This window comes from Citrobacter sp. Cm046 (genome assembly GCF_030333065.1).
Classification (GTDB): Bacteria; Pseudomonadota; Gammaproteobacteria; order Enterobacterales; family Enterobacteriaceae; genus Citrobacter; species Citrobacter murliniae.
Map to the genome: position 1 here is coordinate 182,692 of NZ_JAOWGP010000043.1, position 25,738 is coordinate 208,429.

18 protein-coding genes are annotated in these 25,738 nt (G+C 52.8%); 13 read left to right on the top strand and 5 right to left on the bottom strand.

From position 1 onward, the window contains the following. Window positions 1–5: 5 nt before the first annotated feature. Window positions 6–2,852: a two-component system sensor histidine kinase RcsC gene (gene rcsC, locus OGX98_RS16670; RefSeq protein ID WP_045445421.1), complete on the bottom strand. Its 2,847-nt coding sequence runs from the start codon at window positions 2,850–2,852 to the stop codon at window positions 6–8. A gap of 166 nt (window positions 2,853–3,018) precedes the next feature. On the opposite strand from rcsC, the gene atoS reads away from it, so the two are divergent. From atoS to OGX98_RS16700, 6 genes are all read left to right on the top strand, one after another. Further along, entirely contained in the window at window positions 3,019–4,857 is a 1,839-nt protein-coding gene (atoS, locus tag OGX98_RS16675; protein ID WP_286595675.1) for a two-component system sensor histidine kinase AtoS, read from the top strand. Further along, window positions 4,854–6,239: an acetoacetate metabolism transcriptional regulator AtoC gene (gene atoC, locus OGX98_RS16680; RefSeq protein WP_286595602.1), complete on the top strand. Its 1,386-nt coding sequence runs from the start codon at window positions 4,854–4,856 to the stop codon at window positions 6,237–6,239. The genes atoS and atoC overlap by 4 nt, the downstream gene beginning before the upstream one ends. A gap of 196 nt (window positions 6,240–6,435) precedes the next feature. After that, entirely contained in the window at window positions 6,436–7,095 is a 660-nt protein-coding gene (gene atoD, locus OGX98_RS16685) for an acetate CoA-transferase subunit alpha (protein WP_286595604.1), read from the top strand. A gap of 2 nt (window positions 7,096–7,097) precedes the next feature. Beyond that, window positions 7,098–7,748 carry a 3-oxoacid CoA-transferase subunit B gene (locus OGX98_RS16690; protein ID WP_045445441.1) on the top strand — a complete coding sequence of 217 codons (651 nt, stop codon included), beginning with the start codon at window positions 7,098–7,100 and terminating at the stop codon, window positions 7,746–7,748. Beyond that, on the top strand, window positions 7,745–9,067 hold the full coding sequence (locus OGX98_RS16695) for a TIGR00366 family protein (protein WP_286595605.1): 1,323 nt from the start codon (window positions 7,745–7,747) through the stop codon (window positions 9,065–9,067). The genes OGX98_RS16690 and OGX98_RS16695 overlap by 4 nt, the downstream gene beginning before the upstream one ends. Before the next feature lie 30 nt (window positions 9,068–9,097). Next, complete coding sequence (locus tag OGX98_RS16700) at window positions 9,098–10,282, top strand: acetyl-CoA C-acetyltransferase (RefSeq protein WP_286595606.1); 1,185 nt, start codon at window positions 9,098–9,100, stop codon at window positions 10,280–10,282. 43 nt (window positions 10,283–10,325) lie between these two features. Here OGX98_RS16700 and gyrA read toward each other — a convergent pair whose 3' ends face one another. Continuing rightward, on the bottom strand, window positions 10,326–12,962 hold the full coding sequence (gene gyrA / locus OGX98_RS16705) for a DNA topoisomerase (ATP-hydrolyzing) subunit A (RefSeq protein WP_045445460.1): 2,637 nt from the start codon (window positions 12,960–12,962) through the stop codon (window positions 10,326–10,328). 158 nt (window positions 12,963–13,120) lie between these two features. Here gyrA and ubiG point away from each other — a divergent pair, with 158 nt between their 5' ends. From ubiG to yfaE, 4 genes are all read left to right on the top strand, one after another. After that, on the top strand, window positions 13,121–13,849 hold the full coding sequence (gene ubiG / locus OGX98_RS16710; RefSeq protein ID WP_045445462.1) for a bifunctional 2-polyprenyl-6-hydroxyphenol methylase/3-demethylubiquinol 3-O-methyltransferase UbiG: 729 nt from the start codon (window positions 13,121–13,123) through the stop codon (window positions 13,847–13,849). Window positions 13,850–14,288: 439 nt separating this feature from the next. After that, the gene (nrdA, locus tag OGX98_RS16715; RefSeq protein WP_045445465.1) at window positions 14,289–16,574 is read left to right on the top strand and encodes a class 1a ribonucleoside-diphosphate reductase subunit alpha; all 2,286 of its coding nucleotides are present in this window, start codon (window positions 14,289–14,291) and stop codon (window positions 16,572–16,574) included. Window positions 16,575–16,686: 112 nt separating this feature from the next. Then, a complete protein-coding gene (gene nrdB, locus OGX98_RS16720) occupies window positions 16,687–17,817 on the top strand; it encodes a class Ia ribonucleoside-diphosphate reductase subunit beta (RefSeq protein WP_045445468.1) in 1,131 nt (376 codons plus the stop codon). Then, window positions 17,817–18,071, top strand: a complete 255-nt coding sequence (gene yfaE / locus OGX98_RS16725; RefSeq protein ID WP_045445471.1) for a ferredoxin-like diferric-tyrosyl radical cofactor maintenance protein YfaE — start codon at window positions 17,817–17,819, stop codon at window positions 18,069–18,071. The genes nrdB and yfaE overlap by 1 nt, the downstream gene beginning before the upstream one ends. Window positions 18,072–18,108: 37 nt before the next feature. Here yfaE and glpQ read toward each other — a convergent pair whose 3' ends face one another. Both glpQ and glpT read right to left on the bottom strand, forming a co-directional pair. After that, entirely contained in the window at window positions 18,109–19,179 is a 1,071-nt protein-coding gene (gene glpQ, locus OGX98_RS16730) for a glycerophosphodiester phosphodiesterase (RefSeq protein WP_045445474.1), read from the bottom strand. A 3-nt stretch (window positions 19,180–19,182) separates the two neighbouring features. Then, window positions 19,183–20,541, bottom strand: a complete 1,359-nt coding sequence (gene glpT, locus OGX98_RS16735; RefSeq protein WP_045445476.1) for a glycerol-3-phosphate transporter — start codon at window positions 20,539–20,541, stop codon at window positions 19,183–19,185. A gap of 270 nt (window positions 20,542–20,811) precedes the next feature. Between glpT and glpA the strand changes: the two genes are divergently transcribed. The 3 genes from glpA to glpC are packed head-to-tail and all read left to right on the top strand — an operon-like array spanning window position 20,812 to window position 24,876. Further along, window positions 20,812–22,440, top strand: coding sequence for an anaerobic glycerol-3-phosphate dehydrogenase subunit A (gene glpA, locus OGX98_RS16740; RefSeq protein WP_286595609.1), 1,629 nt, complete (start codon window positions 20,812–20,814; stop codon window positions 22,438–22,440). Next, complete coding sequence (glpB, locus tag OGX98_RS16745) at window positions 22,430–23,689, top strand: glycerol-3-phosphate dehydrogenase subunit GlpB (protein ID WP_286595610.1); 1,260 nt, start codon at window positions 22,430–22,432, stop codon at window positions 23,687–23,689. The genes glpA and glpB overlap by 11 nt, the downstream gene beginning before the upstream one ends. After that, window positions 23,686–24,876 (top strand): anaerobic glycerol-3-phosphate dehydrogenase subunit GlpC, encoded by a 1,191-nt coding sequence (gene glpC / locus OGX98_RS16750; protein WP_003834686.1) that lies wholly within the window; start codon window positions 23,686–23,688, stop codon window positions 24,874–24,876. Before glpB ends, glpC begins: the two co-directional genes overlap by 4 nt. 48 nt (window positions 24,877–24,924) lie before the next feature. Here the strand turns inward: glpC and yfaU are convergent, their stop codons facing one another. Next, complete coding sequence (gene yfaU, locus OGX98_RS16755; protein ID WP_200010178.1) at window positions 24,925–25,728, bottom strand: 2-keto-3-deoxy-L-rhamnonate aldolase; 804 nt, start codon at window positions 25,726–25,728, stop codon at window positions 24,925–24,927. Between the last annotated feature and the right edge of the window lie 10 nt (window positions 25,729–25,738).

The following is a 25,738-nucleotide window of genomic DNA, read 5'->3' on the forward strand; positions in this document are numbered from 1 at the left end:
ATTTTTTATACCCGCGTTTTTCTGACCCGCTCTGCGTAGACCGCCAGCGTTTGCTTCAGCACATCTAACGTCACAGGCTTGGACAGACAACTATCCATACCTGACTCCAGGCATCGCTGCTTCTCTTCTGCTAACGCATTAGCCGTCACACCGACAACCGGCAACGTTAAGCCCAACTGGCGAATGCGCTGCGTCAGACGATAACCGTCCATATTCGGCATATTGACGTCACTCAGCACAATGTCGATATGGTTTTTGCTCAATACATTTAGCGCATCCACACCGTCATTAGCAGTTTTACACTGATATCCCAGCGATCCCAGTTGATCGGCCAACAAACGGCGGTTTATCGGATGATCGTCGACCACCAGAATCATCATGTCATCGTTCGTGCTACCGATCTTATCCGGGGCTGGTAGCGCGCTGGAAAGTTCTTCATTGCCCAGTTCAACGCTGTAAATATGCGCCAATAGCACAGGCAACTCGTGCGGTGATGCCACACTGTGCACCCACTCACCCGGCGCTCTTTCCAGCGGAATACCAATATGGCGACGGCAGAAAATAACCGCTGCTCGCCCCTTCCAGGCCTGTTCCTGCGCATCATCAGCAATCAGTACATCATCCGCCTCAGGCTGCTGACCTTCATAGCGCAGTACTGTCATCCCCGCACTCGCCAGGCTGGTTTCGATAAAGTGATACAGCGAGGCGTTACGCACCGCCAGCCAGCAACGCGTACCCGCAAGGCCTTCAGCCCCTTTTTTCAGCGGGTATTGCGCACCATAAAGTGGAATACGCAACGTAAACTGGCTACCCATTCCCGGTTCAGAATCAACGGAGATATCTCCGTCCATCATGCTGATCAGTTTTTCACAAATTGCCAGCCCCAGCCCGGTTCCCTGGAAATTGCGCTGCACCCCTGTCCCCACCTGGAAGAAAGGATCAAACAGGCGCACGACCTCTTTGGCCGGAATGCCCACGCCGGTATCGCGCACGCGAATACTGAGGTAGTCACCGCTGCACTGCACATGCAGCACAATACAGCCGGTATCGGTGAATTTAATCGCATTGCTCAACAGGTTAGAAATCACCTGCTGCAGGCGCATCGGATCACCATTTAACGCCACCGGCACATCCGGTTCGATAAAACAGTACAACCCAAGTTGCTTGCGAACCACCAGCGGCAGGTAGTTGGCAGTAATATGGTTCATCACTTCTCGCGGTGAAAACTCACGCGGCTCAATCTTCAGCTGTTCAGATTCGATTTTCGAGAAGTCGAGAATATCGCTAATAATTTTCAGCAACAGACTGGAGGAGTTATTCATCGCCGTCACCAGGCGATCCACCCCATCAGGAAGTTCCTTCGTTTGCAGCAGGTCGAGATTACCGATAATGCCATACAGCGGGGTACGCAGCTCATGGCTCACCGTCGCCAGGAACATCGATTTAGACTGGCTTGCCTGTTCCGCCGCCTGAGCCATCTCCTGCAACGACTCTTCCATTTTGACGCGAGCGCTGACATCCACCAGTACACAAATCGCTACGTTTTCATTGCGATAACGTGAGTGCACAAAGCTGATTTGCAGATTGGTATTATTGCTGGTTAGCACATCAACAAAATTAACCTGCTGGCCGCAGATAATTTGCGTTAGCCGTTGCCGGTCCTCATGCGTCAGCATGTTCAGGTAGGTATGAGCCAGCTCATTGCTCAGGATGTTAATGCCGTCTATGGTGCGCAGAATACAAATGCCGACCGGCGCGGAAGCAACAATTTTACGGTTAAACTGCTCATGTTCTTCCAGTCGCTGCGCGTCACTTTCCGCAGGAATGAAGATACGTCGCTCATACATACGCATGAGCATAAATAGTGCCGCACCCACCAGCACATTCAGCAGAATCGCGTTCAGGATCAGCATGCGGATCCGCTCCAGTACCATATCGACCGGAACGGAATAGACAATGCTGAGTGATGATGGCGGCAGATTTTTCTTCAACACCAGCTCACGAAAACCCGGCGTATAACCAAACCAGGAGCGTTCCTGCATCCAGCGCGGTTCAGCTTTGATATTGCCTTCTGGACCGGTCAACGAAATCAGCGCATGACCATTTTCATCGAGGATTGTCACACCCATCGGCAAGTTGCCTGGTGTGAAGAAATTCTCCATACGAATCGGCTGCTCCACACCCAACATCGCCTGCAGGCGATTCGCCAGATAAACTGGTGTAAGCGCATAAAAATACCCTACACCGGGACGCGGCCCCTGGCTTATCCAGAACAGGTTATTGCCGTTTTCTTCCTGTGGCGCGTTACGGTATTTGATGATGCGCTCATGCAGCGCTTTCAGAGCGACGTCACGTTCGACAGGCATATCGCGCAGGCCGAAATTGGCCATGCAGAGGTTATCACTGCCGATCAGGAACACACGATTCAAATCGTAAGCGGCAGAAAAATTGTCTCGCCAGTAGCGCATAAACCACGCCAGCGATTCCAGCGATCCGCGCCAGGTATTCCCCATTACCGTACAGTCGGAATCGGCAAACAACGGCTCAAAATTAGGCACGACGGTTTTATCGTCCCGTGCCCGTTGGGACATCACACCGTTTTCCGCCGTTAAGCGATTTTCAGCAATATATTTCAGCTCTTTTATCACGTCAGAAGTGCGCTGAATGTAGCGTTGGGCCTGATCGGAGCTGAGGTTAAACTCCTGACGAATCTCAGACTCTCTCTGATGCAACGCATTCACAATGTAGAACACTGAAGCAAAAGCAATCAGAAGCCAAACCAGTAGCGCCAGCGCCCTGAACAGATAGCGTGAAACTTTTAGGGTTGCATGAACGGAAGCAAGGTATTTCAAAAGGGCGAAGCTCCGCCTCAGGGAATCAATAAAGTGTGGTTAAGGTAGCGGGAAATGCCCCGCATCGCAATGCCATCTCTTTGCGGGAGTATGATAGACCGCTGAGAAACCGTTGCCTCAACCCGTGATAATCGTGTTTGACCAAACACACTACATGGATGTCATGATGCGCAATCTGAAAGGGCTCATATGCCGCTTATATCCGCGACGTTTACGCAATCAGATGATCATGATGGCCATTCTGATGGTTATTGTACCAACAATATCTATTGGTTATATCGTAGAAACCGAAGGCCGTTCAGCAGTCTTATCTGAAAAAGAGAAAAAATTATCATCGGTAGTAACCCTGCTGAACGATGAGTTGGGCGATCGCTTTAGCCACTTCGATAATCTGCCGCGTGAAGCGCGTATTCGTGCGCTTAATGAAGAGCTGAGCTCCATTACAGAACGGATCACACAGGCGTTTCCCGGCGTGGGTGCAGGGTATTACCACAAAGCGCTGGATGCGATTATCACCTATGCACCCTCTGCGCTTTATCAAAGCAATGTTGGTATCACCATCGCGCCAGACCATCCCGGACATGAGGTGATGGACAACAACACCCCCGTGGTCTATTCAGGGCGACAAGTTCGCGGTGACATTCTCAACTCAATGATCCCAATAGAACGGCATGGCGAAGTCATTGGTTATATCTGGGCTAACGAACTGACGGAAGATATCCGCCAGCAGGCCTGGCGAATGGACGTCAGGATCATTGCCGTTCTGGCAGGCGGATTAGTCAGCAGCCTGCTACTTATCGTTCTCTTTTCACGCCGATTCGGCGCCAATATCGACATCATCACTGACGGGCTCTCGACGCTGGCGCAAAAAACACCAGCTCGTCTTCCCAACCTGCCCGGCGAGTTGGGACAAATTAGCCGCAGCGTCAATGCGCTGGCACAAACATTACGCGAAACCAAAACGCTTAACGATCTGATTATTGAGAACGCCGCAGATGGCGTCATTGCAATCGACAGACAGGGTGACGTCACCACCATGAACCCGGCGGCGGAGCAGATAACAGGCTATAAGCTACATGAGCTGGTTGGGCAATCCTATGCAAAGCTGTTTGCTAACACCGGGTTCTACAGCCCGGTGCTGGATACCCTGGAGTACGGTACCGAGCATGTCGCGCTGGAGGTCAGCTTTCCTGGGCGTGAACGAACTATTGAGATAAGCGTCACCACCAGCCGAATCCATAACGCTCATGGCGAGTTGATCGGCGCACTGGTGATCTTCTCAGATTTAACAGCCCGCAAAGAGACACAACGCCGGCTGGCACAAACGGAAAGGCTCGCCACACTCGGTGAACTGATGGCCGGGGTGGCCCATGAGGTACGTAATCCTCTGACGGCAATACGCGGGTATGTCCAGATCATCCGCCAGCAAACTTCTCAGCCGGAGCATCAGGAGTATTTATCCGTTGTGCTAAATGAAATTGATTCAATTAATAAAGTTATCCAGCAACTGTTGGACTTCTCACGCCCGCGGCAAAGCCAGTGGCAACAGGTTCGACTCAATGCGCTGATTGAAGAGACGCTGATCCTCGTGCAAACCTCCGGTATTCAGGCCCGTATCAGCTTTACAACAGAATTAGATGCCAGCCTGACAGCGATCGTCGCCGATCGAGAACTGCTCAAACAGGTGATCCTGAATATTTTAATCAATGCAGTACAGGCGATAGGCGCACGAGGTGAAATTCGGATCCGTACCTGGCAATACACCGCTTCGCAGCAGGCAGTAATGATTGAGGATAATGGCAGTGGGATTGATATCGCCTTACAGAAGAAAATATTCGATCCATTCTTTACCACAAAAGCGTCAGGCACAGGTCTGGGACTGGCACTGAGCCAGCGCATAATCAATGCGCATCAAGGGGATATCCATGTAGTCAGCATGCCTGGCTGCGGCGCAACTTTCACTCTTATTTTACCGATCAATCCTCAGGGAACCTTGTCAGAATGAAAACCACATACCGTATTCTCATCGTTGATGACGAAGAAAATGTCCGCCGTATGCTTACCACGGCCTTTTCGCTGCAAGGACATGAGACACACTGTGCCAGCGACGGCAAAGCAGCGCTTAGCCTGTTTGCTGACACACAGCCCGATGTGGTGCTGATGGACATTCGTATGCCAGAAATGGATGGAATCGACGCACTGAAAATCATGCGAACCCAGCAGCCACGGATCCCCGTCATTCTGATGACGGCCTACGCCGAAGTAGAAACGGCAGTAGAGGCATTGCGTAGTGGCGCATTTGACTACGTGATTAAGCCGTTTGACCTGGACGAACTTAACCTGGTGATTCAACGCGCATTGCAGTTACAGGCGATGAAGCAGGAGATCCGCAGTCTTCATCAGGCCCTCAGCACCAGCTGGCAATGGGGGCATTTCCTGACGACCAGCCCGCTGATGATGGATATTTGCAAAGATACGGCAAAAATCGCGCTCTCACAGGCAAATGTACTGGTTAGCGGCGAAAGCGGCACGGGGAAAGAACTGATAGCCCGCGCAATCCATTACAACAGCCGACGTTCCAGCGGTCCGTTTATAAAAATAAACTGTGCCGCGTTACCAGAATCATTGCTGGAGAGCGAGCTATTTGGTCATGAAAAAGGCGCATTTACCGGCGCGCAGACATTACGGCAAGGATTGTTCGAACGCGCTCATCAGGGGACGCTGTTGCTTGATGAAATTGGTGAGATGCCGCTGGTTCTACAGGCGAAACTACTACGAATTTTGCAGGAACGAGAATTCGAACGCATCAGTGGGCATCAAACCATTCGCGTTGATATTCGTATTATTGCCGCCACCAATCGCTGCCTGTACACAATGGTAAAAGAAGGAACCTTCCGCGAAGACTTGTTTTATCGGCTAAACGTGATTCATCTGGCCCTGCCCCCATTACGTGAACGCCGTGAAGACATCGCTCTGTTAGCTAACCATTTTTTACAAAAATTCAGTTCGGAAAATCAGCGAGATATCATTGAAATTGATCCGACAGCCATGTCAATCCTCACGGCCTGGCCATGGCCGGGAAATATTCGCGAACTGTCCAACGTGATCGAACGCGCGGTGGTCATGAATACCGGTGCGGTAATTTTTGCTGAAGACCTGCCCGCCCAGTTCCGCTCTCCCGTAAGCGCAATAACGGAAGTAAAACCCGCCCAGACCGGAGAGCGGAACCTGAAAGAAGAGATTAAACGCGAAGAAAAACGGATCATTGTTGAAGTCCTCGAACAGCAGGACGGAAACCGAACCCGCACCGCGCTAATGTTGGGGATCAGCCGACGCGCCCTGATGTATAAATTACAAGAATATGGTATCGACCCGTCAGGTTCCTGAGACAAAATTTGCTATGCAGAATTTTGCACACTGCGCAAAACTCTGCATAGTTCATTGACTTCCCGCTCACATCCCGCTTAAAAATAATCAATATAGCTCAATGAGTTAGAAATTTTCACATCTGTATTATCATTCTGGCGCCCTGCTTGCAATTCCCTGAGCGTACCCAAAATGGAGTATGTCAAAGGGAAACATAATGAAAACAAAACTGATTACCTTACAAGACGCCGCAGGCTTCTTTCGTGACGGCATGATCATCATGGTCGGTGGCTTTATGGGTGTTGGCACACCGCCTCGCCTTGTCGAAGCCTTACTTGAATCTGGCGTCAGGGATCTGACGCTAATTGCCAACGATACCGCATTTGTCGATACCGGGATCGGACCATTGATCGTCAATGGTCGGGTAAGCAAAGTGATTGCTTCACACATTGGCACCAATCCTGAAACCGGACGCCGCATGATTGCAGGCGAGATGGACGTCCAACTGGTTCCGCAGGGCACTCTCATTGAGCAAATCCGTTGCGGCGGCGCGGGTCTCGGCGGTTTTCTGACGCCAACCGGCGTTGGTACCGTAGTTGAAGACGGCAAGCAAACCATGACGCTTGATGGCAGAACCTGGCTGCTCGAACGCCCGTTACGTGCAGACCTGGCGCTTATTCGCGCTCACCGCTCAGACATGCTGGGCAATCTTACCTACCAACTTAGCGCCCGCAATTTCAACCCACTGATTGCCCTCGCCGCCGACATCACGCTGGTTGAGCCAGATGAAATGGTCGAAACAGGTGAGCTTCTTCCTGACCAGATAGTCACCCCTGGCGCCGTTATCGACCATATCGTTATTCCACAGGAGAGCTAATCATGGATGCTAAACAACGTATTGCGCGCCGCGTGGCGCAAGAGCTTCGCGATGGCGATGTTGTAAATTTAGGCATTGGCCTGCCGACGATGGTCGCCAACTACCTGCCAGATGATATTCATATCACGCTACAGTCTGAAAACGGTTTTCTGGGACTTGGTCCGGTAACGACCGCGCATCCTGATCTGGTTAACGCGGGTGGGCAGCCGTGTGGAATTTTGCCGGGTGCTGCCATGTTTGACAGCGCCATGTCATTTGCGCTTATTCGCGGTGGCCACGTCGATGCCTGTGTACTCGGTGGGTTACAGGTCGATGAACAGGCTAACCTCGCCAACTGGGTCGTCCCCGGCAAAATGGTACCAGGCATGGGCGGCGCGATGGATCTGGTGACGGGTGCTCGTAAAGTGATTATCGCCATGGAACATTGTGCGAAAGATGGCTCGGCGAAAATCCTCCGTCACTGCACGATGCCGCTCACGGCTCAGCATGCAGTGCACATGCTAGTGACCGAGCTTGCTGTCTTCCGTTTCCTTGATGGCAAAATGTGGCTCACGGAAATTGTCGAAGGCTGCGATATCGCTACTCTGCGTGAGAAAACTGAAGCGCAGTTCGACGTCGTCAGCGATCTGGTCATCCAGCGAGGTGACGAATGATTGGCCGTATATCTCGCTTTATGACGCGCGTGGTCAGCCGCTGGCTTCCTGACCCACTGATTTTTGCAATGTTGCTCACGCTGCTGACCTTTGGGATCGCGCTGTGGCTGACGCCGCAAACGCCAGTCAGCATGGTGAAATTCTGGGGGGATGGGTTCTGGAACCTGCTGGCGTTTGGTATGCAGATGGCGCTGATCATCGTAACCGGTCATGCGTTAGCGAGTTCAGGGCCGGTTAAAAGCCTGCTGCGCACGGCGGCCTCAGCAGCAAAAACCCCCGCTCAGGGTGTGATGCTGGTGACTTTTTTTGGTTCGGTTGCCTGTGTGATCAACTGGGGTTTCGGTCTGGTCGTTGGGGCGATGTTTGCCCGTGAAGTCGCCCGACGGGTCCCTGGTTCCGATTATCCGTTGCTGATTGCCTGCGCCTACATCGGTTTTCTCACCTGGGGCGGCGGTTTCTCCGGCTCAATGCCGTTGCTGGCAGCAACGCCGGGCAACCCGGTTGAGCATGTCGCGGGGTTGATCCCCGTCGGCGATACCCTGTTTACCGGTTTTAATATCTTCATCACGCTGGCGCTGATAGTAGTGATGCCGTTCATCACGCGCATGATGACGCCGAAGCCGTCTGATGTCGTCAGTATCGACCCTAAATTACTGCTTGAAGAGGCGGATTTTCAGAAGAAATTACCCACGGATGCCCCGCCGTCAGAAAAACTGGAAGAGAGCCGTATTCTGGCCCTGATCATCGGTGCATTAGGAATTGCTTATCTGGCCATCTATTTCGCTGAGAAAGGCTTCAACATCACCATTAACACCGTCAATCTGATGTTTATGATTGCTGGTCTGCTGCTGCACAAAACGCCAATGGCCTATATGCGCGCCGTCAGCGCCGCAGCACGCAGTACCGCCGGGATCCTGGTGCAATTCCCCTTCTACGCCGGTATTCAGTTGATGATGGAGCACTCAGGTCTCGGCGGACTGATTACCGAGTTCTTCATCAACGTCGCCAATAAAGACACTTTCCCGCTGATGACCTTTTTTAGCTCTGCGCTAATTAACTTTGCCGTGCCATCAGGCGGCGGACACTGGGTTATTCAGGGGCCATTCGTTATGCCAGCTGCGCAGGCACTTGGCGCTGACCTCGGCAAGTCAGTCATGGCTATCGCCTATGGCGAGCAGTGGATGAACATGGCGCAACCGTTCTGGGCGCTGCCTGCACTGGCTATCGCCGGGCTGGGTGTGCGCGACATCATGGGGTACTGCATCACCGCCCTGCTCTTTTCCGGGGTCATTTTTGTTATCGGTCTGACCTTGTTCTGACGGCAACCACTCACTTTAAAGGAACAGAAGATGAAAAATTGTGTCATCGTCAGCGCGGCACGTACCGCTATTGGCAGCTTCAACGGCGCCCTGGCGACCACCAGCGCCATCGAATTTGGGGCTACCGTAATTAAATCCGCACTTGAGCGCGCCCACCTTGACCCGCAGCAGGTTGATGAGGTCATCATGGGCAACGTGTTGCAGGCAGGTCTCGGACAAAACCCGGCACGCCAGGCATTGTTAAGAAGTGGTCTCTCCGACACCGTTTGCGGTTTTACCGTCAACAAAGTGTGCGGCTCAGGTCTCAAAAGCGTCGCACTTGCCGCGCAGGCAATTCAGGCCGGGCAGGCACAGGCAATTGTCGCCGGAGGTATGGAAAACATGAGCCAGGCCCCCTACCTGTTAGACGCCAAAGCCCGCTGGGGGTATCGCCTCGGAGATGGACAGCTATCCGATGTCATCCTGCGTGACGGTCTGATTTGCGCCACCCACGGTTACCATATGGGGATCACGGCTGAAAATGTTGCCCGTGAATACGATATCAGCCGGGAGATGCAGGATGAACTGGCGCTGATTTCGCAGCATAAAGCAGTGGCTGCGATAAATTCCGGCGCGTTTCAGGCGGAAATAGTGCCCGTCAGCGTGACATCCCGAAAAAAAACCATTGTCTTTGAGCGTGATGAATTTCCAAAAGCTGACTCTACGGCTGAAGGTCTTGCCGCGCTGCGTCCGGCCTTCGACAAAGCAGGCACCGTCACTGCAGGTAATGCTTCGGGGATCAACGATGGTGCTGCAGCCCTGGTAATAATGGAGGAATCTGCGGCGCTGGCTGCGGGACTGAAACCTTTGGCACGTATTAAAGCGTACGCCAGCGGCGGCGTCGCACCAGCGATGATGGGAATGGGGCCGGTACCGGCGACGCAAAAAGCGCTGCAGCTGAGCGGGCTGCAACTGTCCGATATCGATCTTATCGAAGCCAACGAGGCGTTTGCCGCGCAGTTCCTGGCAGTGGGTAAAACGCTGGGCTTTGATACGCAAAAAGTTAACGTCAACGGCGGGGCTATCGCGCTTGGTCATCCTATCGGTGCCAGCGGAGCACGTATTCTGGTCACGCTACTTCATGCCCTACAGGCGCGGGATAAAACGCTCGGACTGGCAACGCTGTGTATTGGCGGCGGTCAGGGAATTGCCATGATCGTGGAAAGGATGAACTAAAAAAAAGGGCCGGATTTCTCCGGCCCTTCTCATAACAGCTTAATTACTCTTCTGCGTCATCCGCAGCATCGTCATCACTTTCCGCTTCAGGCGCGATATCATCGTCCCCTTCTGCGGCGCTACCGTCGATAGAATCAAGCTCTTCATCATCAACCGGTTCAGCAACACGTTGCAGACCCACGACATTTTCATCTTCCGCAGTACGGATGAGGATAACGCCCTGGGTGTTACGCCCTACCACGCTGATTTCCGACACGCGAGTACGCACCAGCGTACCGGCATCGGTAATCATCATGATCTGGTCGCTATCTTCAACCTGCACCGCGCCAACAACAGAACCGTTTCGCTCGGTGACTTTAATTGAGATAACGCCCTGCGTCGCACGAGACTTGGTCGGATACTCTTCTGCTGCGGTACGTTTACCGTAGCCGTTCTGCGTTACGGTCAGGATGGCACCTTCACCGCGCGGAACAATCAGAGAAACGACTTTGTCTTCTCCTGCCAGTTTGATACCGCGTACGCCGGTCGCAGTACGACCCATCGCACGGACGGCGTCTTCTTTAAAGCGCACCACTTTACCGGCGGCAGAGAACAGCATAACTTCATCGTTACCTGCTGTCAGATCCACGCCAATCAGCTCGTCGCCTTCGTTAAGGTTAACCGCAATGATACCGGCAGAACGCGGACGGCTGAACTCGGTCAGCGCCGTTTTCTTCACGGTGCCGCTGGCGGTTGCCATAAAGACGTTCACGCCCTCTTCGTACTCGCGTACTGGCAGAATAGCGGTAATACGTTCGTTAGCTTCCAGCGGCAGCAGGTTGACGATTGGACGTCCACGCGCGCCACGGCTCGCTTCCGGCAGCTGGTACACCTTCATCCAGTACAGACGGCCACGGCTGGAGAAGCAGAGGATCGTGTCATGGGTGTTGGCCACCAGCAGGCGGTCGATAAAGTCTTCTTCTTTAATACGTGCTGCTGACTTACCTTTCCCGCCACGACGCTGTGCTTCGTAGTCAGTTAACGGCTGATATTTAACGTAGCCCTGATGAGACAAGGTCACGACAACATCTTCCTGGCTAATCAGATCTTCGATATTGATGTCAGCGCTGTTGGCAGTGATTTCAGTACGACGCTCGTCGCCGAACTGTTCACGGATAAGCTCCATCTCTTCACGGATAACTTCCATCAGACGATCGGCGCTGCCCAGAATGTGCAGCAGTTCAGCGATCTGCTCCAGCAGCTCTTTGTATTCGTCGAGCAGTTTCTCATGCTCAAGGCCAGTCAGTTTCTGCAAACGCAGATCCAGAATCGCCTGGGCCTGCTGTTCTGTCAGATAGTACTGACCGTCACGCACGCCGAACTCAGGTTCCAGCCATTCAGGACGCGCGGCGTCGTCACCAGCACGTTCCAGCATGGCGGATACGTTACCCAGTTCCCAGGAACGGGCAACCAGCGCAGCTTTCGCTTCAGCCGGGGTTGGCGCACGGCGGATCAGTTCGATGATCGGGTCGATGTTTGCCAGCGCAATCGCCAGCGCTTCAAGGATGTGTGCACGATCGCGAGCTTTACGCAGTTCAAAAATAGTACGGCGTGTAACCACTTCACGACGGTGACGCACGAAGGCTGCGATAATGTCTTTCAGGTTCATGATCTTCGGCTGGCCATGGTGCAGTGCAACCATGTTGATACCGAAGGAAACCTGCAGTTGGGTCTGAGAGTAGAGGTTGTTCAGGACCACTTCCCCGACCGCGTCGCGTTTTACTTCAATCACGATGCGCATACCGTCTTTGTCAGACTCGTCACGCAGCGCGCTGATGCCTTCAACGCGTTTGTCTTTCACCAGCTCAGCGATTTTCTCGATCAGGCGTGCTTTGTTCACCTGATACGGAATTTCATGCACGATGATGGTTTCACGACCGGTTTTCGCGTCAGCTTCGACTTCCGCACGCGCACGAATGTACACTTTGCCGCGACCGGTACGGTAGGCTTCTTCGATACCACGACGACCGTTGATGATCGCGGCGGTCGGGAAGTCCGGGCCAGGAATGTGTTCCATCAGCCCTTCAATGCTGATGTCTTCATCGTCAATGTATGCCAGACAGCCGTTGATCACTTCCGTCAGGTTGTGCGGCGGAATGTTGGTCGCCATACCTACCGCGATACCGGACGAGCCGTTCACCAGCAGGTTAGGAATTTTGGTCGGCATCACGTCAGGAATACGTTCGGTACCGTCGTAGTTATCGACGAAATCAACCGTTTCTTTTTCCAGGTCAGCCATCAGCTCGTGGGCGATTTTCGACATACGGATTTCCGTATAACGCATCGCTGCTGCGGAGTCGCCATCGACAGAACCAAAGTTACCCTGACCATCCACCAGCATATAACGCAAGGAGAATGGCTGCGCCATACGAACAATGGTGTCGTAAACGGCGGTATCACCATGAGGGTGGTATTTACCGATTACGTCACCAACGACACGGGCAGATTTTTTATAGGCTTTATTCCAGTCGTTGCCCAATACGTTCATGGCGTAAAGTACGCGACGGTGTACCGGCTTCAGGCCATCTCGGACGTCCGGCAGCGCACGGCCAACAATGACCGACATCGCATAATCCAGATACGAGCTCTTCAGCTCTTCCTCAATGTTGACCGGTGTAATTTCTCTCGCAAGGTCGCTCATCTAACCGCTATCCCTCTACTGTATCCCGGATTCAAAGGTCGCAAATTATAACACACCCGTGCAGATTCAGGTAAATGGATTCCCCCAGAGAGAGGCTTTATTCATCCCGTCAGGCTGATATACTCGTTTGTATTGCTAATTCAGGAGTAGAAGCCCCAATGAATGCCGAAAAACCCCCGGTAACTCACAACGTTGACCATGAAGAAATTGCCAAATTTGAAGCAGTCGCGTCGCGCTGGTGGGATCTTGAGGGCGAATTTAAGCCTCTGCACCGCATTAACCCACTGCGCCTGGGCTACATTACCGAGCGCTCAGGTGGACTGTTTGGTAAAAAAGTTCTCGACGTCGGTTGCGGCGGCGGCATTCTGGCGGAGAGTATGGCGCGCGAAGGTGCTACGGTCACCGGTCTGGATATGGGCTTTGAACCGTTACAGGTAGCCAGACTTCACGCGCTGGAAAGCGGTATTCAGGTTGAATATGTGCAAGAAACCGTAGAAGAGCACGCCGCAAAACATGCGCATCAATATGACGTTGTAACCTGCATGGAAATGCTGGAACACGTTCCGGATCCGCAGTCAGTGGTCAGATCCTGCGCCAGGCTGGTAAAACCGGGTGGCGAAGTCTTTTTCTCCACGCTTAACCGCAATGGCAAATCCTGGCTGATGGCGGTGGTCGGGGCGGAATATATTCTGCGTATGGTGCCAAAAGGCACACATGACGTGAAAAAATTTATTAAGCCTGCTGAGTTGTTAGATTGGGTTGACCAGACTGTACTGAAGGAACGTCATATGACGGGTCTGCATTACAACCCGATCACTAACACCTTCAAACTGGGCCCAGGCGTCGACGTTAACTATATGGTACATACCACCGCACAAGCCGAGTAACACGCTCCATTACAAAGGCCGGATAAAGGGTTCTCCCCGCCATCCGGCATTTAGTTTGTTTGACCACGCTTTACTGCAATACCTACCAATCATTAGTAGCATCGCTAACGCAATTTTTGCGCCAAATCATAAGAACCTTCTGCACCTTCGACGAAGAAATCAGCACTCGATCAAATTTTCTATTTTTTTTCTCAATTATTGACATCCTCGCCAGGCCTTATAAGACGCGCACTTAGCGATTCTCACCCTTTTGCAACCTCAATTTAACCTCAAAATCAACTCTTGTGCTGAAAAGAATCCCTACTAGAATACTCACCATATAGCGTCTATTTTATCAAACAACCCCTATATATAGTATTTATCCACAGACTTAGTCACAACATGGCTCTGTGGATAATATGGGGGATATTTTTTCTTTCACGGACAGGTAAAAAACCACATGAATCAGAGTCTGCTGGTGACAAAGCGTGATGGTAGTACAGAGCGCATCAATCTCGACAAAATCCACCGAGTTCTGGATTGGGCGGCAGAAGGACTGAATAACGTATCGATTTCTCAGGTCGAGCTGCGCTCCCACATTCAGTTTTATGACGGTATCAAAACCTCCGATATCCATGAAACTATCATCAAAGCTGCCGCAGACCTGATCTCCCGCGATGCGCCGGATTATCAGTATCTGGCTGCCCGCCTGGCAATTTTCCACCTGCGTAAAAAAGCCTATGGTGAATTTGAACCGCCAAAACTGTTCGACCATGTAGTGAAAATGGTTGAAATGGGCAAATACGACAATCATCTGCTGGAAGACTACACGGAAGAAGAGTTCAAGCAGATGGACTCGTTCATCGTACACGACCGCGATATGACCTTCTCCTATGCTGCTGTTAAGCAGTTAGAAGGCAAATACCTGGTGCAAAACCGTGTTACCGGTGAGATTTATGAAAGTGCGCAGTTCCTCTACATTCTGGTAGCAGCCTGCCTGTTCTCTAACTATCCACGTGAAACCCGCCTGGAATACGTTAAACGTTTCTACGATGCCGTTTCTACGTTCAAAATTTCGCTGCCGACGCCAATCATGTCTGGTGTGCGTACTCCGACCCGTCAGTTCAGCTCCTGCGTACTGATCGAGTGTGGTGACAGCCTGGACTCTATCAATGCCACTTCCAGCGCGATTGTGAAATACGTTTCCCAGCGAGCAGGGATCGGTATCAACGCCGGCCGCATTCGTGCGCTGGGTAGCCCGATCCGCGGTGGTGAAGCGTTCCACACCGGCTGTATCCCGTTCTACAAGCACTTCCAGACCGCAGTCAAATCCTGCTCTCAGGGTGGCGTACGCGGCGGTGCTGCTACGCTGTTCTATCCAATGTGGCATCTGGAAGTTGAAAGTCTGCTGGTGCTGAAAAATAACCGTGGCGTTGAAGGTAACCGCGTTCGTCACATGGACTACGGTGTGCAAATCAACAAGCTGATGTACACCCGTCTGCTGAAAGGCGGCGACATCACCCTGTTTAGCCCATCCGATGTCCCGGGTCTGTACGATGCGTTCTTCGCCGATCAGGATGAGTTCGAGCGTCTGTACACCCAATATGAAAACGATGACAGCATCCGTAAGCAACGCGTAAAAGCGGTCGAACTGTTCTCACTGATGATGCAGGAACGCGCTTCTACTGGCCGTATCTACATTCAGAACGTTGACCATTGCAACACCCACAGCCCGTTTGACCCGGCCATCGCACCGGTGCGCCAGTCCAACCTGTGCCTGGAAATCGCCCTGCCAACCAAACCGCTGACCGACGTTAACGACGAAAACGGTGAGATTGCGCTGTGTACGCTGTCAGCATTTAACCTCGGCGCAATTGAGAGTCTGGACGAACTGGAAGAGCTGGCTGTACTGGCTGTTCGCGCACTGGATGCACTGCTGGATTACCAGGATTATCCAATTCCGGCGGCAAAACGTGGCGCAATGGGCCGTCGTACGCTGGGTATTGGCGTGATCAACTATGCCTACTGGCTGGCAAAAAATGGCAAGCGTTACTCTGACGGCAGCGCAAATAACCTGACTCACAAAACCTTTGAAGCCATTCAGTATTATCTGCTGAAAGCCTCTAACGAACTGGCAAAAGAGCAAGGCGCGTGCCCGTGGTTTAATGAAACCACCTATGCCAAAGGTATTCTGCCGATCGATACCTACAAAAAAGATCTGGATGCGATCGTCAGCGAAGCACTGCATTACGACTGGGAACAACTTCGTGAATCGATCAAGACTCACGGCCTGCGTAACTCCACGTTGTCTGCCCTGATGCCGTCCGAAACCTCTTCGCAGATCTCCAACGCCACCAACGGCATTGAACCCCCACGCGGCCACGTGAGTATTAAAGCCTCTAAGGATGGGATCCTGCGCCAGGTTGTGCCGGACTATGAGCACCTGAAAAATGCCTATGAATTGCTGTGGGAAATGCCGAACAACGACGGCTACCTGCAACTGGTCGGCATTATGCAGAAGTTTATTGACCAGTCTATTTCAGCGAATACTAACTACGATCCGTCACGCTTCCCGTCCGGAAAAGTGCCGATGCAGCAGTTACTGAAAGATCTGCTCACCGCCTACAAATTTGGTGTGAAAACGCTGTACTATCAGAACACCCGTGACGGTGCAGAAGATGCGCAGGATGATCTGGTGCCGTCCATTCAGGACGATGGCTGCGAAAGCGGCGCATGTAAGATCTGATGAATGATGCCGGGTGGCGCTACGCTTACCCGGCCTACGATTGCACGGTTTGTAGGCCGGACGCGGTGCCTGCACCGCCATCCGGCGCTCATACCACAAAGGATTCACATCAATGGCATACACCACATTTTCACAGACGAAAAATGACCAGCTACTGGAACCGATGTTCTTCGGCCAGCCGGTGAACGTTGCACGCTACGATCAGCAAAAATATGACATCTTCGAAAAATTGATCGAAAAGCAACTCTCTTTCTTCTGGCGCCCAGAAGAGGTCGATGTCTCTCGCGATCGCATCGACTACCAGGCACTGCCAGAACATGAAAAACACATTTTTATCAGCAACCTGAAGTATCAGACGCTGCTGGACTCCATTCAGGGACGTAGCCCAAACGTGGCGCTGTTGCCGCTGATCTCTATCCCTGAGCTGGAAACCTGGGTTGAAACGTGGGCGTTTTCTGAAACAATCCACTCACGCTCCTACACCCATATCATCCGTAACATCGTTAATGATCCGGCGATAGTGTTTGACGATATTGTCACCAACGAACAGATCCAGAAACGTGCGGAAGGGATTTCCAGCTACTACGACGAATTAATCGAGATGACCAGCTACTGGCATCTGCTGGGCGAAGGTACGCACACGGTAAATGGCAAAACGATTGTCGTGAACCTGCGTGAGCTGAAGAAAAAACTATATCTGTGCCTGATGAGTGTTAACGCACTGGAAGCGATCCGTTTCTACGTCAGCTTCGCCTGCTCTTTCGCCTTTGCCGAACGTGAATTGATGGAAGGCAATGCCAAAATCATTCGCCTGATCGCCCGCGATGAAGCGCTGCACCTGACAGGTACGCAGCATATGCTGAATCTGTTACGCAGCGGCGTGGACGACCCGGAAATGGCAGAGATTGCCGAAGAGTGCAAACAGGAGTGCTACGACCTGTTTGTACATGCTGCACTGCAGGAAAAAGAGTGGGCAGACTATCTGTTCCGCGACGGTTCGATGATCGGTCTGAACAAAGATATTCTGTGTCAGTACGTCGAGTACATCACCAATATTCGTATGCAAGCGGTGGGACTTGATCTGCCGTTCCAGACACGCTCTAACCCGATCCCGTGGATCAACACCTGGCTGGTGTCTGATAACGTTCAGGTTGCGCCACAGGAAGTGGAAGTGAGCTCATATCTGGTCGGCCAAATCGACTCCGAAGTGAACACCGACGATCTGAGTGATTTCCAGCTCTGATGGGCCGCATTACCCTGCGCATTTCTGGCACACAGTTGTTGTGCCAGGATGAACATCCTTCCCTGCTCGCTGTGCTCGAATCGCACAATGTTGAGGTCGAATATCAGTGTCGTGAGGGCTATTGTGGTTCCTGCCGTACGCGTCTGGTAGCAGGACAGGTGGACTGGATTGCAGAGCCTTTAGCCTTTATTCAGCCAGGTGAGATCTTGCCCTGCTGTTGTCGGGCAAAAGGGGATATTGAGATAGAAATGTAGTTTTGTCGGGTGACGGCGAAGCCGCCACCCGGCACATTTAGCGCTTCTCTTTCAAAAAGCTCACCGCTTTATCCGGGAAATCAGTAAACAGCCCGTCAACACCCGCCTTGTTATACAGAATGTCATACAGCTGATTCACGTCAGTCGCGTAATCCGGCAGTTGATCGGCACGAACGGTATAAGGATGCACAACCATCTTGTTCTGATGAGCGTCCTGAACCATTGCGGTTAATGAGATATTGCCTTGCTTAGATTTCTCATCAACCAGCATGTGGTAATCCGGCCCAATGCCGTCCGCATACTCTGCCACCTGCTTCATCGCACCCGGTTTAAACATCCAGTCGTAGTTGTAATTAACCCAACTACCGTCTGGTTTTTTCTCCTGGGTTTCATTCCAGTCAGTGTACGCAATCAACTGCACCAGATTGAGATCCATCCCCATCTTCGGTTCCAGTTCATTTTTAATGCGTTTTAGCTCTGCGACGTCAAAACACTGCAGATAGACATTGTCTTCCTTGCCGGTATACCCATACTTTTTGAGTACCTCCAGCGTCTTAGCCGCAATATCCTTCCCTTCCTGGTGATGGAACCACGGTGCTTTCATTTCCGGGTAAATACCGATGTTCTTACCGGTGGAATGATTTAATCCCTGAACGAACTCAATCTCTTCTTCGAAAGTGTGCACGCGGAAATCAGATTTACCCATCGGGAAACGCCCTGGATATGTCTGCACCTTTTTGCCGTTTTCGATATCGAAGCCTTCAGTAAATTTCAGCGATTTGATCTCATCCAACGTAAAGTCGATAGCGTAGTAACGTCCATCTTTACGGGCACGATCCGGAAAGCGTTCGGCAACGTCGGTTACACGGTCAAGATAGTGGTCATGCAGGACGACCAGATGGTCGTCCTTAGTCATCACCAAATCCTGCTCCAGATAATCCGCACCCTGCGCATAGGCCATCGCTTTTGCGGGCAGCGTATGCTCCGGTAAATAGCCGCTTGCTCCACGGTGTGCAATCACAATCTTGTCTGCAGCGATGGCCGCACTGCTGACCACCATACCGGTCAACATCAGCGCTACGCTGAGACTTTTCAATGTCGTTTTCATCTATTAGCCCCCGTTACGCTTCAGTTCCATCTCTTTGTGATGACGTTTTTCACCAATCATGACGACCACCAGCAGAATAACCGCCAGCACGCTGCCGCCAATCATCACCATAAAGCCGCCATCCCAGCCGAAGAAGTCAACGGTGTAACCGACAATGGCGCTTGCCGCCACAGAACCGCCCAGGTAACCGAACAGTCCGGTAAAGCCTGCCGCCGTACCCGCCGCTTTTTTCGGTGCCAGTTCCAGCGCATGCAGACCGATCAACATTACCGGGCCGTAGATCAGGAAGCCGATGATAATCATACAAGCCATATCAACGTTCGGGTTTCCTGCCGGGTTCATCCAGTAGACGATCGTCGCAATAGTCACCAGCGTCATAAAGAACACACCGGTTGCGCCACGGTTACCACGGAAGACTTTATCCGACATCCAGCCGCATAACAGGGTGCCCGGGATACCTGCGTATTCATATAAGAAGTAAGCCCAGGAAGATTTATCCAGTGCGAAATGCTTCACTTCTTTCAGATAGGTCGGCGACCAGTCAAGGATGCCGTAACGCAGTAAATAGACGAACACGTTGGCGATGGCGATGTACCACAACAGTTTGTTCGGCAGAACGTACTGCATGAAGATCTGCTTCGCAGTCAGCTCTTCTTCTGCTTTTTCGTTGTAATCATCCGGATAGTCGTTCTTGTACTCTTCAATCGGCGGCAGACCGCAGGACTGCGGGGTATCGCGCATCAGAGCAAAGGCAAACAGGGCAACAACAATCGCGCCAAATGCCGGCATGTACAGCGCCGCTTTCCAGTCGTTAAACCAGGCCATCCCCAGCAGGAACAGCAGCGGTGGCAGACCACCACCAACGTTATGCGCGCAGTTCCAGACGGAAACGATGCCACCACGCTCTTTCTGTGACCACCAGTGCACCATGGTACGGCCACACGGCGGCCAGCCCATCCCCTGGAACCAACCGCAGAGGAACAACAGCACAAACATCACGGCAATGCTCGATGTCGCCCACGGTACAAAGCCCATAAACAACATCACTGCCGCAGCCAGAATCAAACCAGCGGGCAGGAAAACGCGCGGATTCGAGCGGTCCGAAACGGACCCCATGATGAATTTCGAAAAACCATAAGCGATGGAGATACCAGACAACGCAAAGCCCAGATCGCCACGAGAGAAACCCTGCTCAACCAGATAAGGCATCGCCAGGGCAAAGTTCTTACGTACCAGGTAGTACGCGGCGTAACCAAAAAAGATCCCCAAGAAAATCTGCCAGCGCAATCGACGATAGGTCGGATCGATCTCCGCTGCAGGCAAACGCGCTTTGTGTGGCGCCGGTTTAAAAATGCTCAACATATTGTAGCCTCCGTGGCCGTCTTTCGTTCGAAGGAAACACTGCAGTTTGTCGTAACAACCCTACCGCTCCCAGTGTGGCCGCGATGTTAAGGAATCATTCGGTGCAATAATGTGAATTACAGCACATATTGTTACAGTTTTATGACAAATGTTCATAAAGACGCACGGAATCACGTTTCATTTTCGAATTATGAGCGATTATGCGCGAAATCAAACAATCCATGTTTTTTATGTGGCTAAATGATAAAAAACGAACTGTGAGGAAAAACAATGAAAACTCGCGACTCGCAAACAAGTGACGTGATTATCATTGGTGGAGGAGCAACAGGTGCAGGGATCGCACGCGACTGTGCCCTGCGCGGCTTGCGCGTCATCTTAGTAGAGCGCCACGATATCGCTACGGGCGCAACGGGGCGTAACCATGGTCTGCTGCACAGCGGTGCGCGCTACGCCGTCACCGACGCTGAATCTGCTCGCGAATGCATCAGCGAAAACCAAATTCTGAAACGTATCGCCCGCCATTGCGTCGAGCCGACGGACGGTCTGTTTATTACGCTGCCGGAGGATGAACTCTCCTTCCAGGCCACCTTTATTCGCGCCTGTGAAGAAGCGGGCATCCGCGCAGAAGCGATAGACCCGCGGCAGGCGCGCATTATCGAACCGGCGGTAAACCCGCAACTGATTGGCGCAGTAAAAGTCCCGGACGGTACCGTGGATCCCTTCCGTTTAACCGCAGCCAATATGCTGGACGCACGCGAGCACGGAGCCGTGATCTTAACGGCCCATGAAGTGACCGGACTGATTCGTGAAGGAGCGACCGTCTGCGGCGTGAACGTACGTAACCATCTTACGGGTGAGATGCAATCCCTGCATGCACCGGTAGTGGTGAATGCCGCCGGGATCTGGGGTCAGCGTATTGCGGAATATGCCGATCTGAGCATTCGCATGTTCCCGGCGAAAGGTTCGCTGCTGATCATGGATCATCGCATTAACCAGCATGTCATCAACCGCTGTCGTAAGCCGTCCGACGCCGATATTCTGGTGCCTGGCGATACCATCTCGCTGATCGGTACGACCTCACAACACATTGATTACGACGATATCGACAGCAACCGTGTCACCGCAGAAGAGGTGGATATTCTGTTGCGTGAAGGCGAGAAGCTGGCACCGATTATGGCGAAAACGCGCATTTTACGCGCTTACTCCGGCGTGCGTCCTCTGGTTGCCAGTGATGATGACCCTAGCGGTCGCAACGTCAGCCGCGGCATTGTGCTGTTCGATCACGCCGAACGCGACGGGCTGGATGGGTTTATCACTATCACTGGCGGGAAGCTTATGACCTACCGCCTGATGGCGGAATGGGCGACCGACGCAGTATGTCGCAAACTGGGTAATTCCCGCCCTTGTACCACGGCGGATACCGCACTGCCTGGGTCGCAGGAATCTACCGAGCACACGCTAAAACGCGTCATCTCTTTGCCAGCACCACTTCGTGGCTCAGCGGTATACCGTCACGGCGATCGCACTCCAGCCTGGCTTAGCGAAGGTCGTCAGCACCGCAGTCTGGTCTGTGAATGCGAAGCGGTCACGGCGGGAGAAGTGCAATATGCCGTCGAGAATTTAACCGTTAACAGCCTGCTGGATTTACGTCGCCGCACCCGCGTCGGCATGGGGACATGCCAGGGTGAACTGTGTGCCTGCCGTGCCGCAGGTTTGCTGCAACGTTTTAATGTCACCACCGCGGCGCAATCCATCACTCAGCTATCCGAGTTCCTCAATGAGCGCTGGAAAGGCGTGCAACCTATCGCCTGGGGGGATGCGTTACGCGAAAGCGAATTCACGCGCTGGGTTTATCAGGGATTGTGCGGTCTGGAAAAGGAGCACCAGGATGAAATTTGATACCGTCATTATCGGCGGCGGCCTCGCCGGACTGCTGTGCGGCCTGCAACTGCAAAAAAGCGGGTTGCGCTGCACGATTGTCACTCGCGGCCAAAGCGCGCTGCATTTTTCCTCCGGTTCACTGGATTTGCTCAGCACTCTGCCGGATGGTCAACCGGTCACTAACATTGAGACGGGGCTGAACGCGTTGTGCACTCAGGCTCCTGCGCATCCTTATAGCGTTATCGGAACACAAAATGTGCTGGAACTGGCACAACAGGCACAGACTTTGCTGGAAGGATCCGGAGCACGTTTGCAGGGGGACGTTCACCAGGCGCATCAGCGTGTAACACCGCTGGGGACCCTGCGTTCAACCTGGTTAAGCTCGCCGGAAGTCCCGGTCTGGCCACTGTCAGCTCAGCGCATCTGCGTGGTAGGCATTAGCGGTCTGCTGGATTTTCAGGCACATCTCGCTGCCGCCTCATTACAGCAGCGCAACCTCAGCGTCGAAACGGCTGAAATCGATCTGCCGGAACTGGATGTTCTGCGCGACAACCCAACCGAGTTTCGCGCCGTTAACATCGCACGCCTGCTGGATAACGAAGACAAATGGCCGCTGCTTTACGACGCGCTGCTGCCGATAGCAAAAACCTGCGACATGATCATTATGCCAGCCTGCTTCGGACTGGCTGACTCCCGGCTCTGGCAATGGCTCAACGATCGTCTCCCCTGTTCGCTTAATTTACTGCCAACCCTGCCGCCTTCAGTCCTGGGCATGCGTCTGCATAATCAGTTGCAGCGCCAGTTTGTACGCCAGGGTGGGATCTGGATGCCTGGCGATGAAGTGAAAAAAATCACCTGCCAGGACGGGTTGGTGAGCGAAATATGGACCCGCAACCATGCTGATATTCCATTGCGTCCACGCTTCGCTGTACTCGCCAGCGGCAGTTTCTTTAGCAGCGGGCTGGTCGCCACTCGCGAGGCCATTCACGAACCGATTATGGGGCTGGATGTCCAGCAAACCGCGACCCGAGCAGAGTGGTATCAGCGTGATGTATTCGATCCACAACCGTGGCAACAGTTCGGCGTGACAACGGATGACGCACTGCGCCCTGCTCTTGCGGGAAAAACAGTAGAGAACATGTTTGCCATCGGTTCTGTACTTGGCGGATTTGACCCTATCGCACAGGGTTGTGGAGGCGGCGTATGCGCAGTTAGCGCCTTGCATGCCGCACATCATATTGCGAAACGTGCAGGAGGCCTGCAATGAGCGACACACGTTTTGAAAGCTGTATCAAATGCACAGTGTGCACCACCGCCTGCCCGGTCAGTCGTGTAAACCCGAGCTATCCTGGCCCCAAACAGGCTGGTCCGGACGGTGAACGTCTGCGTCTGAAAGATGGTGCGTTATATGACGATGCACTGAAATATTGCATCAACTGCAAACGCTGCGAAGTCGCCTGCCCCTCAGATGTGAAAATTGGCGATATTATCCAGCGTGCGCGCGCCAAATACGACACGACGCGCCCGTCACTCCGTAACTTTGTCTTAAGCCATACCGATTTGATGGGCAGTGTTTCCACGCCGTTTGCGCCGATAGTCAACACCGCCACGTCGTTGAAACCGGTACGCCAGCTTCTTGATTACGCACTAAAAATCGATCACCGTCGTACGCTGCCGAAGTACTCCTTTGGTACATTCCGCCGCTGGTATCGCAGCGTTGCTGCCCAGCAGGCACAGTATCAGGATCAGGTCGCCTTTTTCCACGGCTGCTTTGTGAACTACAACCATCCCCAGCTCGGCAAAGATCTGATTAAAGTGCTGAACGCGATGGGTACCGGCGTACAACTGCTGAGTAAAGAGAAGTGCTGCGGTGTTCCGCTGATCGCCAATGGTTTTACCGATAAAGCACGTAAACAAGCGGTAAGTAATGTGGCCTCACTCAGAGAAGCCATTGACGGGAAAGGCATTCCGGTGATCGCCACCTCTTCAACCTGTACCTTTGCGCTGCGCGATGAATACCCGGAAGTGCTGGATGTCGACAACTCAGGCCTGCGCGAACATATTGAGCTGGCCACCCGTTGGCTGTGGCGCAAACTGGATGAAGGCAAAACGCTGCCGTTGAAAACGCTGCCGCTGAAAGTGGTCTATCACACTCCCTGCCATATGGAGAAAATGGGCTGGACGCTCTACACGCTGGAGCTGCTACGACAAATTCCGGGGCTTGAATTGACAGTGCTGGATTCTCAGTGCTGCGGGATCGCCGGAACTTATGGCTTCAAAAAAGAAAACTATCCGACATCACAGTCTATTGGCGCCCCCCTGTTCCGCCAGATCGAAGAAAGCGGTGCGGATATCGTCGTTACCGACTGCGAAACCTGTAAATGGCAGATTGAGATGTCTACAAGCAAGCGCTGTGAACATCCGATCACTCTGCTTGCCAAAGCATTGGGTTAACGCTGCTCGCTGCTGCCCGATGGTATTCCACCATCGGGCAAGCAAGTATCAATAACTGCTTTTGAGCTTTTGCACAGCCTTGTCAGATTTAAACATCGCCAACCTGCGATCCAGCGCTTCACTATAGAGCATCGTGTCCACGCCTACGGCAACAAAGTTCGCCCCCCACTGCAGACATTTTTGCGCCATCGCCGGATCGACAGCGAGAAATCCCGCTGCTTTTCCGGCTGCACGAATGCGGCGGATGCTCTCTTCAATGATTCGCTGCACCTCAGGGTGCCCGGCGTTATCCGGATAACCTAAAGACGCAGAGAGATCTGCCGGACCGATGAAAACACCATCGATACCTTCCACATCCAGGATCGCGTCCAGATTATCCAGCGCCGTTTTACTTTCGACCTGCACCAACAGACAGAGCGACTCATTAGCCTGCGCCATGTAATTATCAATACGTCCCCAACGCGCTGCACGGGCCACGCTGGCCCCAACTCCACGCTCTCCCACCGGAGGATAACGCGTCGCGGAAACCACCTGACGTGCCTGTTCTGCGCTGTCCACCATCGGGATCAGCAGCGTCTGTGCACCGATATCCAGCACCTGCTTAATCAACGCCTTGCTGCCTTCAATCGGACGAATCACTGGCTGACTGGCATAGGGCGCAATAGCCTGAAGCTGGTGATAGAGGTCCTGTACCGTGTTCGGCGCATGCTCACCATCAATGAGCAACCAGTCATAACCCGATGTTGCTGCAATTTCCGCCATATAGGAGGTGGTCGAACTGAGCCACAAACCAATCTGGACTTCCCCTTTGCGCAGCGCTTCTTTAAAAGGGTTTGATAACAATGCGTTCATAACGATCCTT